17 protein-coding genes are annotated in these 16,966 nt (G+C 48.1%); 6 read left to right on the forward strand and 11 right to left on the reverse strand.

Annotation, left to right across the window (positions count from 1 at the left end):
• Positions 1 to 9: 9 nt before the first annotated feature.
• From priB to ABD980_RS04675, 8 genes are all read right to left on the reverse strand, one after another.
• Positions 10 to 324 (reverse strand): primosomal replication protein N, encoded by a 315-nt coding sequence (priB, locus tag ABD980_RS04640; RefSeq protein ID WP_345369962.1) that lies wholly within the window; start codon positions 322 to 324, stop codon positions 10 to 12.
• 14 nt (positions 325 to 338) lie between these two features.
• Positions 339 to 752 carry a 30S ribosomal protein S6 gene (gene rpsF, locus ABD980_RS04645; RefSeq protein WP_345369964.1) on the reverse strand — a complete coding sequence of 138 codons (414 nt, stop codon included), beginning with the start codon at positions 750 to 752 and terminating at the stop codon, positions 339 to 341.
• A 155-nt stretch (positions 753 to 907) separates the two neighbouring features.
• Positions 908 to 1,720, reverse strand: a complete 813-nt coding sequence (gene folE2, locus ABD980_RS04650) for a GTP cyclohydrolase FolE2 (RefSeq protein WP_300648862.1) — start codon at positions 1,718 to 1,720, stop codon at positions 908 to 910.
• 112 nt (positions 1,721 to 1,832) lie between these two features.
• Positions 1,833 to 3,704: a 1-deoxy-D-xylulose-5-phosphate synthase gene (gene dxs, locus ABD980_RS04655; protein WP_345369966.1), complete on the reverse strand. Its 1,872-nt coding sequence runs from the start codon at positions 3,702 to 3,704 to the stop codon at positions 1,833 to 1,835.
• A 97-nt stretch (positions 3,705 to 3,801) separates the two neighbouring features.
• Positions 3,802 to 4,713 carry a polyprenyl synthetase family protein gene (locus ABD980_RS04660; protein ID WP_300648858.1) on the reverse strand — a complete coding sequence of 304 codons (912 nt, stop codon included), beginning with the start codon at positions 4,711 to 4,713 and terminating at the stop codon, positions 3,802 to 3,804.
• Between the two features lie 3 nt (positions 4,714 to 4,716).
• On the reverse strand, positions 4,717 to 4,965 hold the full coding sequence (locus ABD980_RS04665; RefSeq protein ID WP_300648856.1) for an exodeoxyribonuclease VII small subunit: 249 nt from the start codon (positions 4,963 to 4,965) through the stop codon (positions 4,717 to 4,719).
• A gap of 71 nt (positions 4,966 to 5,036) precedes the next feature.
• Positions 5,037 to 5,894, reverse strand: a complete 858-nt coding sequence (locus tag ABD980_RS04670) for a sulfurtransferase (protein ID WP_345369970.1) — start codon at positions 5,892 to 5,894, stop codon at positions 5,037 to 5,039.
• Between the two features lie 3 nt (positions 5,895 to 5,897).
• The gene (locus tag ABD980_RS04675; protein ID WP_345369972.1) at positions 5,898 to 6,791 is read right to left on the reverse strand and encodes a DMT family transporter; all 894 of its coding nucleotides are present in this window, start codon (positions 6,789 to 6,791) and stop codon (positions 5,898 to 5,900) included.
• A gap of 146 nt (positions 6,792 to 6,937) precedes the next feature.
• Between ABD980_RS04675 and htpX the strand changes: the two genes are divergently transcribed.
• Entirely contained in the window at positions 6,938 to 7,813 is an 876-nt protein-coding gene (gene htpX / locus ABD980_RS04680; RefSeq protein WP_345369974.1) for a protease HtpX, read from the forward strand.
• A gap of 38 nt (positions 7,814 to 7,851) precedes the next feature.
• Here htpX and polA read toward each other — a convergent pair whose 3' ends face one another.
• Positions 7,852 to 10,608, reverse strand: coding sequence for a DNA polymerase I (gene polA, locus ABD980_RS04685; protein ID WP_345369976.1), 2,757 nt, complete (start codon positions 10,606 to 10,608; stop codon positions 7,852 to 7,854).
• Here polA and ABD980_RS04690 point away from each other — a divergent pair.
• The 5 genes from ABD980_RS04690 to ABD980_RS04710 all read left to right on the forward strand — a co-directional run bounded on the left by ABD980_RS04690 (position 10,607) and on the right by ABD980_RS04710 (position 14,367).
• Positions 10,607 to 11,308: an LOG family protein gene (locus ABD980_RS04690; protein WP_300648690.1), complete on the forward strand. Its 702-nt coding sequence runs from the start codon at positions 10,607 to 10,609 to the stop codon at positions 11,306 to 11,308. The genes polA and ABD980_RS04690 overlap by 2 nt on opposite strands.
• The gene (locus ABD980_RS04695; RefSeq protein WP_345369979.1) at positions 11,308 to 12,105 is read left to right on the forward strand and encodes a transporter substrate-binding domain-containing protein; all 798 of its coding nucleotides are present in this window, start codon (positions 11,308 to 11,310) and stop codon (positions 12,103 to 12,105) included. Before ABD980_RS04690 ends, ABD980_RS04695 begins: the two co-directional genes overlap by 1 nt.
• Positions 12,106 to 12,187: 82 nt before the next feature.
• Positions 12,188 to 12,877 (forward strand): ABC transporter permease, encoded by a 690-nt coding sequence (locus tag ABD980_RS04700; protein ID WP_345369981.1) that lies wholly within the window; start codon positions 12,188 to 12,190, stop codon positions 12,875 to 12,877.
• Positions 12,874 to 13,587, forward strand: coding sequence for a histidine ABC transporter permease HisM (hisM, locus tag ABD980_RS04705; RefSeq protein ID WP_260649021.1), 714 nt, complete (start codon positions 12,874 to 12,876; stop codon positions 13,585 to 13,587). The genes ABD980_RS04700 and hisM overlap by 4 nt, the downstream gene beginning before the upstream one ends.
• 3 nt (positions 13,588 to 13,590) lie before the next feature.
• Positions 13,591 to 14,367, forward strand: a complete 777-nt coding sequence (locus tag ABD980_RS04710; protein ID WP_300648684.1) for an ABC transporter ATP-binding protein — start codon at positions 13,591 to 13,593, stop codon at positions 14,365 to 14,367.
• 29 nt (positions 14,368 to 14,396) lie between these two features.
• On the opposite strand, the gene typA is transcribed toward ABD980_RS04710, so the two are convergent.
• Positions 14,397 to 16,217, reverse strand: a complete 1,821-nt coding sequence (gene typA, locus ABD980_RS04715; protein WP_345369984.1) for a translational GTPase TypA — start codon at positions 16,215 to 16,217, stop codon at positions 14,397 to 14,399.
• On the reverse strand, positions 16,214 to 16,963 hold the full coding sequence (gene truB / locus ABD980_RS04720) for a tRNA pseudouridine(55) synthase TruB (RefSeq protein ID WP_260649024.1): 750 nt from the start codon (positions 16,961 to 16,963) through the stop codon (positions 16,214 to 16,216). The genes typA and truB overlap by 4 nt, the downstream gene beginning before the upstream one ends.
• Positions 16,964 to 16,966: the final 3 nt, after the last annotated feature.

Consider the following 16,966-nt stretch of genomic DNA (forward strand, 5'->3'; position numbering starts at 1 on the left):
TTATGTTTTTTACACTAGCGCACTAGGTGGAGCGTTTAGGTTTTGAAACTCTTGAATGTGCAAAACTAAGCGCGACGATGATTTACGCAAGGGGGCAATAAAGCCCTGAATCTGTAAAAACGATCCAATAGGTACAGCGGCCAAATAATTTGCCACATCTCCCATCGCAATGGCCTCTACGCTAAAATCGAGCTGGCGCTGAATAGCGGCTTGCTCGACCACAGATTGATGCTGTAGTGTTATTTCGCAAACAGCAATACCTGCGGGGGTATAACGTAAGGGCTGCGCTTGTAGTACCTGCCCTTGGATGTGTAAATCGTTCACCTAATCCCTAGTAATTAGTCTTCGGACTGTTCGTCCTCGTCCTCGTCTTCTTCGGTAGTGTGCTCAGCACGTGTATCCGCTGTGTTGGATTTGCGGTTTTCTTCGCGCTCTACGGATTTCATCATAACCGAAGGACCCTCGGGAGCATCTTTGATTTTGGCGATCAAGTAACGCAAAATAGCGTCATTGTAGCGGAAAGAGTGCTCTAGCTCGTCCAGAGTGGACTGACCTACTTCGATGTTAATGCAGACGTAGTGGGCTTTAACCAATTTTTGGATTGGGTAAGCCAACTGACGACGACCCCAGTCTTCTAGACGGTGGACTTTACCGCCTTCGCTGGTGATAATGGCTTCGTAGCGCTCGATCATGGCGGGCACTTGCTCGCTTTGATCGGGGTGTACAATAAACACTACTTCGTAGTGACGCATGTATAACTCCTTGTGGATATCGCTCTAAAATTTGAGCCTAGATAGCCCGACCCACTTATGGATTCGAGCAAAGAATAAAGCGTTTAATTATAAAACCAAAAAGCGCTCTGTGCAAGTAAGCACGAGCGCTTTTTTAATAACAGCAAAAAATGTAGCTAGCCCTCAACAACAGCATATGCTGAATGATTATGAATGGACTCAAAGTTTTCGGCTTCGATACGATAGCCTTCTATCCCAGGCATAGCAGCCACAGCAACCGCCACATCTCGTACTAAGTCTTCGACAAACTTTGGGTTTTCATAAGCACGCTCTGTGACGTATTTTTCGTCTGTGCGCTTTAGCAAACCCCATAGCTCACATGACGCTTGGGCCTCAATGGTTTGAATCAATGCATTTAAATCCAAATGCTCTGGATGCGCCACGACAGAAACAGTAATGTGAGAGCGCTGATTATGCGCCCCATATTTTGAAATTGCCTTAGAGCAAGGACACAAGCTTGTTACAGGCACCAACACCGTAAGCTCAAACTGCACATCAGCTTGACCGTCTACGGTAGCCACAGCATTTGCACTCCAACTCACCTGATAGTCCAACAGGCTTCCGACCTCGGAAACAGGTGCTTTTTTGTGCATAAAATACGGGAAGGACGCGGAGACATCGCCTTCGGTAGCATTGAGCAACCCTAGCATTTCTCCTGTCATTTGACAAAACCCCTGCATGGTTAACGGCGAAGCACGATGCTTTTCGAGCAATTCTAAAAAGCGCGACATATGCGTGCCTTTTTCCTCGGCCGGCAAAGCTACTGTTAGCTCCCACTCGGCCACCGTTGGCATGGTTTCTGTGCCATTATCCACCAAAAGCGGATAGCTTACATCCCGCACCCCTACTTTTTGAATAGGAATACGACGCGTATCCACGCTACTTTGGACATCTGGCATGCTTTCTACAGGAGTAGTCAAAGTCGACATAATCGGTTCCGGTCTGCGTCAGCGACGCTTCTATAAATGATAATCAGTACAACTATTATGAAACAATTGAAGCCTAAAACATAAGATACCCCCAATCATTGAGGGCATTTAATTAGTTCTGATTGGCTAACAAATCGGTAAAACGAGATTGAATGCGCTCGGCAATGCTTTCGCTATCTAAGCCAATTTCAGCATGTAGCTGCTTTTGTTCGCCATGATCAATAAACCGGTCAGGGTAACCCAATAACAACGTTGGGACATTAGCTTGAGCTTGGCTCAGGTATTCCAACACAGCGCTGCCGGCCCCGCCCATCACACAGCCATCCTCTAGCGTCACAATGGCTTGATGGCTTTGTAAGAGCGAATCAATGAGCGCCGTATCCAAAGGCTTCACAAAACGCATATCCACCAAGGTCAAATCCAATTGCTCCGCTACAGCCTTGGCATTATGCAATAACGTACCAAACGCTAAGATCGCAATTTTCTGACCCTGACGGCGAACCACCCCTTTGCCTACAGGCACCGTTGTTAAGTCAGCGGTGACCTCTGCCCCACAGCCTGCACCACGCGGATAACGCACAGAGCTAGGCCCTGTATGCTGATAACAGGTATTTAGCAGCAAACGAGTTTCATTTTCATCAGAAGGGGTGCTAATCACCATGTTCGGGATACAACGCAAATAAGCAATATCATAATTTCCCGCATGGGTAGCCCCATCCGCCCCTACCAGGCCCGCACGATCTAAGGCAAACGTGACATCTAAGTCTTGCAACGCCACATCATGAATGAGCTGGTCATAACCCCGTTGTAAAAATGTGGAGTAAATCGCTACCACTGGCTTGAGCTGCTCACAAGCCAACCCCGCCGCAAACGTGACCGCATGTTGCTCTGCGATGCCCACATCAAAATATCGCTGCGGGAACTGTTTTTCAAACGCCACCATGCCACTGCCCTCTCGCATGGCGGGAGTTATACCTATTAATCTCTCGTCCGCTGCAGCTTGGTCACACAACCACTGACCAAACACCTGTGTAAACGTTTGAGGCGCTGGCACGGACGATTTAACAATACCCTGCTTTGGATCAAAGCGACCCGGTCCGTGATACAAAACAGGATCGGCTTCGGCACGCTGATAACCATGTCCTTTTTTAGTGACCACATGTAAAAACTGCAAACCGCCGAGCTCGCGCAAGTTTTCTAAAGTAGGGATTAAGGAGTCTAAGTCATGGCCATCAATAGGTCCGACATAATTAAAGCCGAGCTCCTCGAACAAGGTAGCCGGGGTCAATACACCTTTGGCGTGACCTTCGAAACGGCGCGCTAGCTCCAGCATGGGGGGCATATGCTGAAGCACTGCCTTACCCATATTTTTAGCTTTGGCATAAAACTGCCCAGACATCAAGCGAGCAAAGTACCGATTAAGCGCCCCCACTGGCGGCGAAATCGACATATCGTTGTCATTTAATACCACCAGCATATTAATGCCTGGGGTGACCCCTGCATTGTTTAGGGCTTCAAAGGCCATGCCCGCGGTCATGGCACCGTCTCCAATTACGGCAATATGCTGACGCTGCACGCCCTGGTTACGCGAAGCCACAGCCATTCCTAAAGCTGCTGAAATCGAGGTTGAGGAATGCGCCGTACCAAAGTCATCGTATTCGGATTCAGAGCGCTTTGGAAAGCCTGATATCCCCCCATACTGGCGCAAAGAAGCCATTTGCTCGCGGCGCCCTGTCAATATCTTATGGGGATAAGACTGATGCCCAACGTCCCACACAATGCGGTCATGCGGGGTATTAAATACATAGTGAAGCGCCACAGTAAGCTCTACTGTGCCCAGGTTGGAAGAAAGGTGTCCCCCAGTGCGAGCCACCGACTGCAAGATATATTCACGCAGCTGGGTCGCGATCTGATCGAGATCAGCGCGTTTTAGGGCGCGCAGATCATGAGGAGACTGGATATGCTGCAAAGATACATTAGCCATACGATTGTGAGAGTGGGGCAAAAATAGGCGCTACAGCGCCTAAGAATAATTAGAATAAAGCCTATTGTAGACGCATTTGGGCTCAGTGCGACAAGTGCTAATGATTTCTATCCACAATAAAGTTTGCTAAAAGCTGTAGACTTTGCGCACCATTACCCAGTGGCAATATGGCTTTATGTGCTTGGTCTTTTAGCTCTGCTAACAACTGCCGCGAGGCTTCAAGCCCCATCACTGAGACATATGTGGGTTTGTTATCCGCTGCGTCTTTCCCTGCTGTTTTCCCAAGGGTGGCGGTGTCCGCCGTCACATCTAAAATGTCGTCGACCACCTGAAAAGCCAAGCCAACCGCTTGCGCGTATTCGGTTAAGCGCTGACGCACGGGAGAACTGGCCCCGGCAACAATCCCGCCCAACAGTACGGAAACCTCGAGCATAGCCCCGGTTTTCATGCGGTGCATTTGACGCAATTCCTCTAGCGACAAGTGTTTATCTACGCTAGCACAGTCAATGGCTTGACCACCCACCATACCTAAACTACCCGAGGCTTTAGCCAAAGCAGCAACAGCCTGAATCACTAAAGCTGGGGCGATAGGCATCGTTGCCAAAAACTCAAAAGCTAAAGGCTGCAACGCATCGCCCACCAGCATAGCAGTGGCCTCATCATACGCCACATGCACTGTAGGACGCCCGCGGCGCAACTCATCATCATCCATACAGGGTAGGTCATCATGCACGAGTGAGTAGGCATGGATTAACTCTACTGCTGCTGCAGCATGATCCAACGCTTTAATTTGAGCACTGCTTAATTCGGCATTTTGTACAGCCGCCTCGCCTGCGGCATATACCAAAGCAGCGCGTACCCGTTTTCCACCTCCTAGTACGGCATAACGCATCGCCTCATGCAAAACGGCAGGGGTGGTTTCTGCCATTGGCATGTTTTGTTCCAAGAAATGCGCTACGCGCTCAATATGCTGCTCTAACCATTGCTGGTTTTGTTCTTTGTTGGGCATAGGTTAATCCTGATCGGTATCGATATCGGTAAGTGGGCGCATAAACTGGCCCTGCAAGACCTGTACCTGTTGTTCCACTTCGTCTAAGCGCTTTTGACAGATTTGTGCTAGCTGCACACCCTGCTGATAAGCAGCCAGCGACTGCTCCAACGCCAACTCCCCACTTTCCATGCGGGTAACGATCTGCTCTAACGCTGCCAATGCCTGTTCAAAATTTTGTGGCAGCGAATCATCCGGAGTGAATTCAGACATAGTAACGGAGTCCAAAATTGCTATAACGGTATCCATTGTACCTAGGATTGGATAAAGACAAAGCGAGAGATTTATCTCTGGGCAGTCGCTCGAGGACGTGACGCATCTGTAATCCACTCGCTCCAAGAGCCTGGGTACAGCACAGAGCCACTTAAACCCGCTAATTCCATCGCAAATAGATTATGACAAGCCGTAATACCGGACCCACAATAATGCACCACCTGCTCGGCCGGTATATTGCCCAGCAGCTGCTCAAACTCGGCTCGTAGCTGCTGCGGCTGTTTAAAGCAGCCATCCTCTTGCAAGTTAAATGCAGTAGGACGGTTAAGCGCTCCAGGGATATGGCCCGCCACAGGGTCTATAGGCTCCATCTCCCCCCGATAACGCGGCTCGGCACGGGCATCGACCAACGTCCAGCACGGCTGGGCTAACTGCGCTAAAATTTGCGATGCCGTAACGGTAGGCTGTTTAGGCTCAGGCATACCCGGTTTGCGAGTACGCGGCACAGGCGGTAATGCCAACTGTGTATCAGTCACCCCCCCTGCGGCTAACCATGCTTGCCACCCCCCATCTAAAATACGTACCCGCTCAAAGCCCGCCCAGCGCAATAGCCACCATGTACGTGCTGCCATATGTGCTTGACTCGCATCATAAACCACAATAGGGGTATCTGGTTTTAGCCCATACTGCTGCATCAGTTGAGAAAAAACCGCCAAATCAGGTAGGGGGTGACGCCCATTCGTACCCGTTTTTTCCCCCACCAGCTCGGCTTCATTATCTAAAAAATAAGCACCGGGTATATGCGCCTGAAGATATTGCTGGCGCCCTAATCGATGTTGGTGCAAATCATGGCGCACATCAAAAATAATGATGTCAGGTTCGTGTAATAAGGCCTGGAGCTCTTGAGCGCGAATAAGTAGTTCAGACATTGACTATCCTTTTTGACTGATGGTTTCCGCAGATGCTTGACCACGCATAATACGATCTTCTGTATAAGTACGCCAAGCAGAGATCAATCCAGACACAATAATTAAGGCCATTCCCCCCCAAGCCATTACATCAGGAAGATCTCCCCACACCACAATACCTAATAGCGCAGCAAAAATAATGGTTGAGTATTGCAGAACTGCAGTTAATAAGGCAGAGCCCAATCCAAAGGCGCGCGTCATCGCTAACTGCCCAAATAGACCACTTACCCCTACCCCTATCAAAGCTAAATACGCCTGCCAGCCCAAGGTTGGCCAACCCAACACCATCAATGTCACTCCCCCACTTATACAAACAAAAGTAGAAAAAATAAACACGGTGCGCCACTCCGGCTCACCCAAACGACCAAGTTGACGGATCTGCATCATTGCCACCGCCGCACAAGCCCCTGCCATCAAGCCCAGCAGCGCATAAGGTAGCTGCTCTGCATGCAAACTAGGACGTAACACGGCTACCACCCCTAAAAAACCAAACATCACCGCAATGATGCGAATCGGATCACGCTGTGTGCCACCAAAAAGCAGCATCCAAAAACCAATAAATAAGGGCGCGGTATAATTTAGACTGATGGCCGTTGAGAGTGGCAACATGGATAAAGCCATAAACCCTAGCCACATCGAGGTCACGCCAAAGCCATTTCGCAGCAAATGTGCTTTCCAGCTTTTGGGACGCAAGCTTTTTTTATGGTATTGCGTCCATAAAAACAATAAAATAACAGAGGGAATGCCTCGGAAAAGTATAATCTGCGGCATGTTAGCATCGTAGTCGGAAGCCAATTTCACACAGGCTCCCATCAACGCAAACATCGCACATGCCACCAACATCCATAACGACTGCATGCAATAATGACCTTATGAGTGGGCGTAAATCTCATACTATACTCTGCGCCCTTGTAAAAGATACAATTAGCCTCAGTTTATCAATCAACCATCGGACACTGTGGCGTTTTCGCCCGATATGTTTTATCACGCTATAGGAAGTACGCATGAAGCGCATTTTTTTATTTTTAGCCACTAACTTAGCGGTGATTGTGGTCATGAGCATTATTTTAAATTTGCTCGGTGCCAATCGCTTTTTAGCTGGCTCAGGCATCAACGTGCCGCAGCTATTAATTTTTTCATTAGTTGTGGGCTTTACTGGCTCCTTCATTTCCTTGCTCATGAGCAAATGGATGGCAAAGCAAAGTACCGGCGCCTATGTCATCGATCCAAACAATCCTCGTAACCAACAAGAAGCCTGGCTTGTCAGCACGGTACATCAGTTAGCAGACAATGCTGGTATTGGACGCCCCGAAGTCGCTATCTACGAAGGCGAGCCTAATGCTTTTGCTACCGGGGCCTTTAAAAACGATGCGCTGGTGGCGGTTTCTACTGGCTTGCTCGCCACCATGAATCAAGAAGAGATCGCCGCTGTACTAGGCCACGAGGTTGCCCACGTCGCCAATGGCGATATGGTCACCCTCACGCTTATTCAAGGTGTGGTGAACACTTTTGTGGTGTTTTTTGCTCGTATTGTGGGCTACTTTGTCGATCGCGTCTTGCTTAAAAATGATCGGGACGGCGTGGGGCCAGGCTATTATGCAGCGGTCATTGTCTGTGAGATTCTCTTTGGTGTCTTGGCTTCAATGATCGTGGCGTGGTTCTCACGCTTACGTGAATACCGAGCCGACGCTGGTGCAGCGCAACTCTTAGGCTCACCCCGCCCCATGATCAATGCTCTTGCCCGCTTAGGGGGGATCGAGACCTCGGATCTACCCAAATCCTTTGAAGCAGCAGGTATTGCCGGAGGCCGTTCTTTAGGTGCGCTCTTTGCCTCGCATCCTCCTATCGAAGACCGGATTCGAGCCCTACAACAGCACTAACCCTCAACAAAAAAGCCGCTTCTAAAAGCGGCTTTTTCTTAATGAGCTTGTCCCCAATTATCCCCCACCCCAACATCAGCCACCAAAGGCACTGCCAATGTGGCAACGGAGCACATTAACTCAGGTAAATGTTTTTGTAATAAAGGCACCTCTTCTTCAGGGGCGTCAAACACCAGCTCATCATGAACCTGCATCACCATTTTCGTTTTCAGCTGTTGTTGATCCAACCATTGCTGCACGGCTACCATCGCCATTTTAATCAAATCAGCCGCTGTTCCTTGCATAGGTGCATTAATAGCAGCTCGCTGCGCCCCTGCGGCACGTGCTCCTTTAGCGTGAATTTCTGGAAAATACAAACGTCGCCCGAATACCGTTTCTACATAGCCCTGCTCCTTTGCCAAGGCTTTGATATTTTCCATATATTGGGCCACCCCTGGGTAACGGGCAAAGTAACGATCAATATAAGACTTGGCCGCCGCATTCGTGATCCCCAGGCTTTTGGCTAAGCCATATTGCCCCATGCCATAAATCAAACCAAAGTTAATGGCTTTGGCCGCATGGCGCTGCTCTGCTGTAACCTGATCTTCCTCAATATGAAAAATCTCCGCTGCAGTAGCTCGGTGCACATCCCCCCCTTGCGCGAATACTTTTTGTAAGTTTTTGTCTCCAGACACATGCGCCATAATGCGCAGTTCAATTTGCGAATAGTCCGCCGCAACCACCTTGCCTTGAGCTCCAACAAAAGCATCTCGAACCTGTCTGCCCTCGGGCGTGCGTACAGGGATATTTTGTAAATTAGGATCTGACGAAGCCAAACGACCAGTAATCACAGCCGCCTGAGCATAACGTGTATGTACCCGACCAGTATTGGGATCCACCATTTTAGGCAGCTTGTCAGTATAGGTGGATTTCAGCTTAGCAATACCACGATATGCTAATAGGATCTTAGGCAAAGGATAATCCAATGCCAGCTCCTGTAAAACATCCTCGCTGGTTGAGGGCGCCCCACCTGCAGTTTTACGTACAACCGGTATGCCCATTTTCTCAAAAAGAATCTCCCCAACTTGTTTAGGCGAGTTCATATTAAATGGCTGCTCTGCTAAAGCATAAGCCTGCTGCTCTAAGTCAACCAAACGCTGACCCAAGTCTTGGCTTTGCTTCTGTAGCAATGCGGTATCAATTGCTACACCATTGCGCTCTACTGTTGTTAACACCTCGGACGTTTTTAGCTCTAGCTGATAAATACGCTCTAGCCCTTCGTGATTTTTAACCTGTGGACGTAAGACACGGTGCAAGCGCCATGTCATATCCGCATCCTCACACGCATAATGGGCTGCTACATCCACAGCGACCTCATCAAAGCCTATTTGCTTAGCGCCTTTACCACAAATGGACTCATACGATGTCCCTGTCACACCAAGCCAACGCTGCATAAGGTCTTCCATATTGACACGTTGGTGCGCTTGCAATACATAAGCTTGCAGCATGGTGTCCTCGGCAATGCCAGCCAACGTAATCCCCTCGTTCGCAAAAACGTGTGCGTCATATTTAGCATTGTGTAAAAGCTTTGCTGCCTTCGAGGAGGTAAGCCACGGTTTAAGTTGTTCTAACACCCATGCTTTATCGAGCTGTTGCACTTGATCTGGACCACGGTGCGCCAACGGGATATAACATGCTTGGCCCGGCTCCACCGAAAAAGACAAGCCCACTAAGCGCGCTTGCATTGGATCTAATGAGGTGGTTTCCGTATCCAAAGCCACTAGTTCAGCTTGCTGCAATTTATCCACCCATTGCAAAAACTCCGCTTTATCTAGCAGCGTGCGGTAATCCGTCGAAGTAATCGTTAATACCGGTACCGCTTCTGCAGCGGCTTGTGGCGCAGAGGGAGCCGCAGAAGCTTTACTGCGATCTTGGGTGGGTAATTGGTCTTCATTGCCCGTCAGCTCTCGCAACCAGGTTCTAAAACCATATTCATTAAAATAATGCTCTAGTTTGGCCGTGTCTTGGGCTCGCGGTGCTAAGTGCGTAATATCGGTAATTGTCTCAGGCAGCTCGCAATCACACTTAATAGTCACCAGCTGGCGAGTTAGCTCAAAATTAGGGATAAAATCACGTAAATTATTACCCGCTACCCCTTTGATTTCATCAGCGTGGGCAATTAGATTATCCAAGCTCTGGTATTGGTTAATCCATTTAGCAGCTGTTTTGGGCCCTACCTTAGGCACGCCGGGGATATTATCAGAGGTATCTCCCATCAGCATTAAATAATCAATAATCTGTTCAGGCTTTACCCCATACTTTTGTATTACTCCCTCCACATCCAACCGTTCATCTTTCATCGTATCTATTAGCTCAATGTTTTCGTTTACTAATTGAGCTAAATCCTTATCACCGGTGGAAATGATGGTATGCACGCCCTTGGCGCTGGCTTTGCAAGCTAAGGTCCCAATCACATCGTCCGCCTCTACCCCTGGGATACACAGTAAAGGCCACCCCATTGCTTGTATAATCTGATGCAAAGGGGCAACTTGTTGGGCTAAATCCTCGGGCATGGATTCGCGCTGAGCCTTATATTCCGTATACAATTCATCTCGGAAGGTTTTACCCTTAGCGTCAAACACACAAGCCATATAATCCGCATCAATGTCTTGCAGAAGCTTGCGTAGCATATTGATCACACCATACATGGCACCCGTGGGTTCACCACGTGCGTTCGTTAAATTACTACGCAACATTGCATAATACGCACGATATAAATAACTGGACCCATCAACTAGCAACAAGGTTTTTTTCATGTCTAATAATAAAATTGTTCGTTTACCTGCATCGATGCAAATCCCCACCATCAGCAAAGAACTGCACACAGCTGCAGATACTTTACAGGAAATCGGTTGGGGTGTAAGTGTTTTTGGTAGCGCTCGCATTAAGCCAGAGCATAAATACTACCAATTAGCCGAAGAACTAGGACAGCGCTTAGCCAACGCCGGCTATCCTGTGATTGCCGGCGGCGGCCCTGGCATTATGGAGGCAGCCAACAAAGGCGCCTATGAAGCAGGCGGCAAAAGTGTTGGTCTAAATATACGCCTACCCCGTGAAACCTCTAATAACCCTTATCAAACTCATAGCTTACAGTTTGAATACTTTTATTCGCGCAAGGCCACCTTTTTTATGCATAGCGCGGCATATATTGCCCTGCCTGGTGGTTTTGGAACCCTAGATGAGCTGTTTGAAGCTATCACCCTTGTGCAAACGCGTAAAAATCCGCCTGCTCCTATTGTACTCGTCGGCTCTGAGTTTTGGTCAGGCTTGGTCCAGTGGGTAAAAGATCAGTTAATTCCCCATGCGTTTATCTCGCCAAATGACGTAAACTTAGTCACAATTACGGATGACTTAGATGAAGTGATGGATATTGTGAATGCTTGCTGTTCGCAAATCGTTTCTGAAAGCGATAAAGCACCAGCTCTTCCTCAAGAAACGCCCTACACCAAGGATTAATGATGAGAAAACATATAACACGCCTATTGGCTGCGACTTTATTTTCTGTCGCCTCCCTAGCACAGGCTAGCGACTTTAAAGAAATTCGTATTGCCACAGAGGCCGGCTACCCGCCTTTTGAATATATCGCTCCCAACGGCGAGCTCCAAGGCTTTAATATTGATATTGGCAATGAAATCTGTAAACGCCTAGAAGCCAAATGTGTTTGGATTGACCAGTCTTTTGATAGCCTAATCCCAGGCTTACAAGCACGTAAGTTTGACCTGGCGAACTCCACGATGACGGCGACCGACGCTAGACGCAAAGTCATTGATTTTTCATCCCCGTTGTACATCGTTGCCTCGCGCTTGGTTGCACACAAAGATAAACCTTTAGAACCCACGGCAGAGTCCTTAAAGGGGCTACGTGTTGGCGTACAACAGGGGACCACCATGGAAACCTATGCTCGCAAAGAGTGGGCACCTAAAGGGGTTCAGATCATTGCTTACCCAAGCTACACCAATGCGTTTACCGACTTGGCGGCGGGCCGTATTGATGCTTCCTTCCAAGAAGCCCCCAATGCGGTAAACGGCTTTTTAGATAAACCCGAAGGTGCTGATTTTCAACTTACGGGCGACACTATTAAAGATAGTGCTATTTTAAATGAGCCCATCGCCATTGGCTTACGTAAAGGAAATAAAAAGCTTAAAGCAGCGGTTGATGAAGCCATTCAAGCGATGCTGACTGATGACACAATCCAACAGCTTAGCCAAAAATACTTCGAGCCAAATACCATCGAGTTCCCCTCTGGTAAATAACTCCCGTATAATCAATCACTTTTACTATAAAACCCGTTTTATGCGGGTTTTATACTGTCTTTAGCTTTTATTACTTTTTCACATGTTCTTAATGGGTTATGGCCCGCAACTGGTCGCGGGAACATGGGAAACCATTAAATTAGCAATACTCTCTTTGATAGTAGCCGTAGTATTAGGCTTAATCGCCGCAAGCGCCAAACTATCAAAAAACTGGCTCGCTCGTACTCTGGCTGCCTGCTACACCACGCTAATTCGCGGTATCCCTGACTTGGTTTTACTGCTGCTGATTTTTTTCAGTATGCAAATGTACCTCAATGAGCTTACGGATTTACTCCATTTACCGTATATCGATATTGAGCCTTTTACCGCTGGGGTACTCACCCTTGGATTTATCTATGGCGCTTACTTTACCGAAACATTCCGCGGTGCGTTCATGGCCATCCCCCCCGGCCAAGACGAGGCCGCGATCGCTTATGGCCTAACCCGCTGGCAACGTTTCCACCGCATTCAGTTTCCACAAATGATGCGCCATGCTATCCCCGGCCTAGGAAATAACTGGCAGGTACTACTAAAAGCCACAGCGCTGGTCTCGCTCATCGGACTTAACGACCTTGTCAAGGTGGCACAAAATGCGGGCAATGTCACCTTTAAAGTGTTTTTGTTTATCAGCATTACTGCCCTGATTTACTTAGCACTCACTACGGTCTCTAATGGGGTGTTGTACCTTTTAGAAAAACGCTATTCCGTTGGGGTAAAACAGGCTGAGTTATGAATACCGTTATCGAAGAATTTTGGCAGGCCTATCTTTACTCTAGCAATGGGCAGCTATCGGGGCTTGCGATTACACTGTGGCTGCTGTCTATTTCCTTAGCCATTGGCTTTGTGCTATCCCTATTTATGGCCATTGGCCGCAACTCCGCTCGCCCTTATATCGCTAAGCCTATTTGGCTCTTTACCTATGTGTTTCGGGGCACACCTTTATATGTACAGATCCTTTTTATTTATACAGGGATGTACAGCCTAGAGCTCGTCAAACAAACCCCCGCACTAAATGCTTTTTTTCAAAGTGGTTTTAATTGCATGGTATTGGCTTTGGTACTAAATAACGTAGCCTATACCACAGAAATTTTTGCCGGAGCGATTCGCCAAACTCCCGCCGGAGAAATTGAAGCCGCTCGTGCCTATGGCATGAAAAAAAGTACGATGTATCGTCGTATTATTTTGCCTTCCGCTTTGCGTCGAGCGCTACCCGCTTATAGCAATGAGGTCATTTTAATGCTTCACGCTACCTCGTTGGCTTTCACGGCTACTGTACCCGACATTTTAAAAATAGCTCGTGACGCGAACTCTGCCACCTATGAAACCTTTGCCTCTTATGGCTTAGCGGCATTGATTTATTTAGTGATTTCTTTTATTTTTGTTGGCATTTTTCGTTTATTAGAAAAGCGCTTACTCCTTCCTCTTCAGCCTCACACCCATTAAGTCATGTCCACCAGTCCTAAACTTACTGTTCATAATATTCATAAAAGCTACGCCGATCACCATGTGCTCAAAGGCGTATCCTTAAGCGCACAGGCAGGCGATGTGATTTCCATCATTGGCTCAAGTGGTTCTGGAAAAAGTACCTTTTTGCGCTGCATTAATTTTTTAGAATTGCCTGATCAAGGGCGAGTCCAGCTAGATCAGCTAAGCGTAGAAGCTATTCGCAGCTCAAAAGGGAAGCCTACCATCTCTGATCTAACAACACTGCGAGCCATGCGCACACGTTTAGCCATGGTTTTCCAGCACTTTAATCTATGGGGGCATATGAATGTGCTTGCTAACGTCATGGAGGCCCCCACGCAAGTATTAAAAATAAGCAAAAAAGAAGCACAAGAGCGTGCCGAATACTATTTAGAAAAAGTGGGTCTACCTGTAGCGGCTTATAAACAATACCCGGCCCACTTGTCTGGTGGTCAACAGCAGCGCGTGGCCATCGCTCGTGCGCTAGCTATGGAACCTGAGGTCATGCTCTTTGATGAGCCCACCTCTGCCTTAGACCCCGAGCTGGTCGGCGATGTACTGCGTGTCATGCAGCAACTAGCCGAAGAGGGTCGTACCATGCTGGTCGTCACACATGAAATGGGCTTTGCGCGTAATCTGAGCAGCGAGGTGGTTTTTTTACATCAAGGTCTGATCGAAGAACAAGGCTCACCTAAAGAGGTCCTGGACCACCCAAAAAGCCCACGTCTACAGCAGTTTTTAGCTGGCAATCTCAAATAAAAAAAGCGGACATAAAGTCCGCTTTTTCATTAAACGTCATCTCGTGCGTGTTTACGACGCTCATGTTCTTTGAGATAACGCTTACGCAAACGAATGGACTTAGGTGTGACCTCAACGAGCTCATCATCATCAATAAAATCCACCGCATACTCAAGCGTTAAACGAATCGGAGGCACCAAGTCAATGTGTTCGTCTTTACCCGATGCACGGATATTCGTTAGCTTTTTCTCTCGAATCGGGTTTACAACCAAGTCATTATCGCGACTATGAATACCAATAATCATGCCCTCGTAAACAGGGTCATTGGGGCTAACAAACATACGCCCACGCTCTTGCAGTTTCCACAACGCATAAGCAACGGCTTCACCATCATCTTGGCTAATTAACACCCCATTGCGACGCTCCCCTACGGTGCCTTCACGCATAGGACGGTACTCATCATAAATATGACTCATCAGACCAGTACCACGCGTTAAGGTCATAAACTCGCCCTGAAAACCAATCAAGCCACGGGCTGGAATACGGTATTCTAGTCGCGTGCGCCCATTTCCATCGGGTTGCATATCCAGTAGTTCACCACGACGGCGGCCGAGCTCTTCCATGATCCCGCCTTGATGGGCGTCATCCACATCCACGGTAAGTAGCTCATAGGGTTCCATTTTGACCCCATTTTCTTCACGAATCAACACCCGTGGTCGGGATACAGCAAGCTCATATCCCTCGCGACGCATATTCTCAATGAGGATCGTAAGATGCAGCTCACCACGGCCACAGACTTCAAACGTCGTATCATCGCCGGTATCATTTACACGCAAAGCTACATTGGATTTTAACTCGAGCTCTAAGCGATCACGAATCTGACGGCTGGTCACAAATTTCCCTTCGCGCCCAGCTAAAGGCGAGGAGTTCACCATAAAATTCATGGTCAAGGTGGGCTCATCAATACGCAACAAAGGCAATGGTTCAATATGGTTCGGATCCATCACCGTACATCCAATACCGATCTCTTCGATACCGTTAATCAAAACAATATCACCTGCCTGAGCTTCTTTGACTTGTTGTCGATCTAAGCCTTTAAATGTCTGTACTTGATTGATACGGGCTTTGATCGGCTCGCCTTCGGGTCCAAACTGCACAACGACCTCTTGCCCTGCACGCACACGGCCACGATTGACTCGTCCTACGCCAATTTTCCCAACGTAAGAGTTATAGTCGAGCGAGCAAATTTGTAATTGCAAAGGGCCATCGGGATCATCATCACGCTGGGGAACATGATCAATAATCGCCTGGAATAAAGGACGCATATCGCCTTCGCGGATATCAGGACTATGTCCAGCAAAACCCGCTAAGCCCGAAGCATAAATAATCGGAAAATCCAACTGCTCTTCCGTAGCACCCAGCTTGTCGAATAAATCAAAGGTTTCATTAATTGCAAAATCAGGGCGAGCTCCGCTGCGATCAATTTTATTCACGACCACAATAGGCTTTAAGCCGATTTCTAGCGCTTTGCGCGTGACGAAGCGGGTTTGTGGCATTGGACCCTCTACCGCCTCCACTAACAACAAAACGCCATCTACCATCGATAACACACGCTCCACCTCACCCCCAAAGTCGGCGTGTCCGGGCGTATCGATAATATTAATATGCGTTCCTTCAAATTCTGCCGCACAGTTCTTGGCTAGAATGGTGATACCACGCTCTTTTTCAATATCACCCGAATCCATCACGCGATCCGTCACATGCTCATTGGAACGGAACGTACCGGATTGTTTAAGTAACTGATCAACTAAAGTCGTTTTACCGTGGTCTACGTGAGCAATAATAGCCACATTGCGCAAGGCGCGAGTCATAGTGCTTCCTTCCTGAGGTTGTCTAGCTGTAATTCCGCTGGCAAACTGTCTAGAGCTAACAATAAACTGTCGCCATGCGAATGATTTTGTAAGGTTTCGAGTTCTACTGCATGATCAATAGAAAAAGGCCCAACTTGAGTGCGACGTAATGCCGTTAAATGGGCATAACAACCTAAAGCACGGCCAATATCTTGGGCTAAAGTACGTATATATGTGCCTTTACTGCAACGTACAAATATACGAATTTCGGTAGGGCTAAGCGCTAAAACCTCCAGCTGATGAATCGTCACATCTCGTGGAGGGCGCTCCAGCTCTATCCCCTGACGGGCATATTCATACAGAGGTTTACCATCGCGTTTTAACGCCGAATACATCGGTGGTATTTGTTGTATAGCACCCGTAAATTGCGGCAAGATGGCATACACCTGTTCAGGTGTAATGGTAAAGTCAGTCGCCGTGGCAACCGGCTCTCCGGTTAAATCACCGGAATCGGTTTCCACCCCTAACTGCAAGGTAGCTTCATAGGCTTTATCGGCCTCTAGAAGCAAACCTGATAATTTTGTCGCTCTACCAAAACAACATACCAATAACCCCGTAGCAAACGGATCTAAAGTGCCCGTATGCCCTGCTTTGCGCGCGTCTAAAGCACGACGAGCGCGTTGTAATGCATGATTACTTGAAAGTCCGGCGGGCTTATCGAGCAGCAACACGCCGTCCAACAAGCGTCCGCGTCGTCGGCTTGCCATGAT

The organism is Paenalcaligenes hermetiae, assembly GCF_039543645.1.
Lineage (GTDB): Bacteria > Pseudomonadota > Gammaproteobacteria > Burkholderiales > Burkholderiaceae_B > Paenalcaligenes > Paenalcaligenes hermetiae.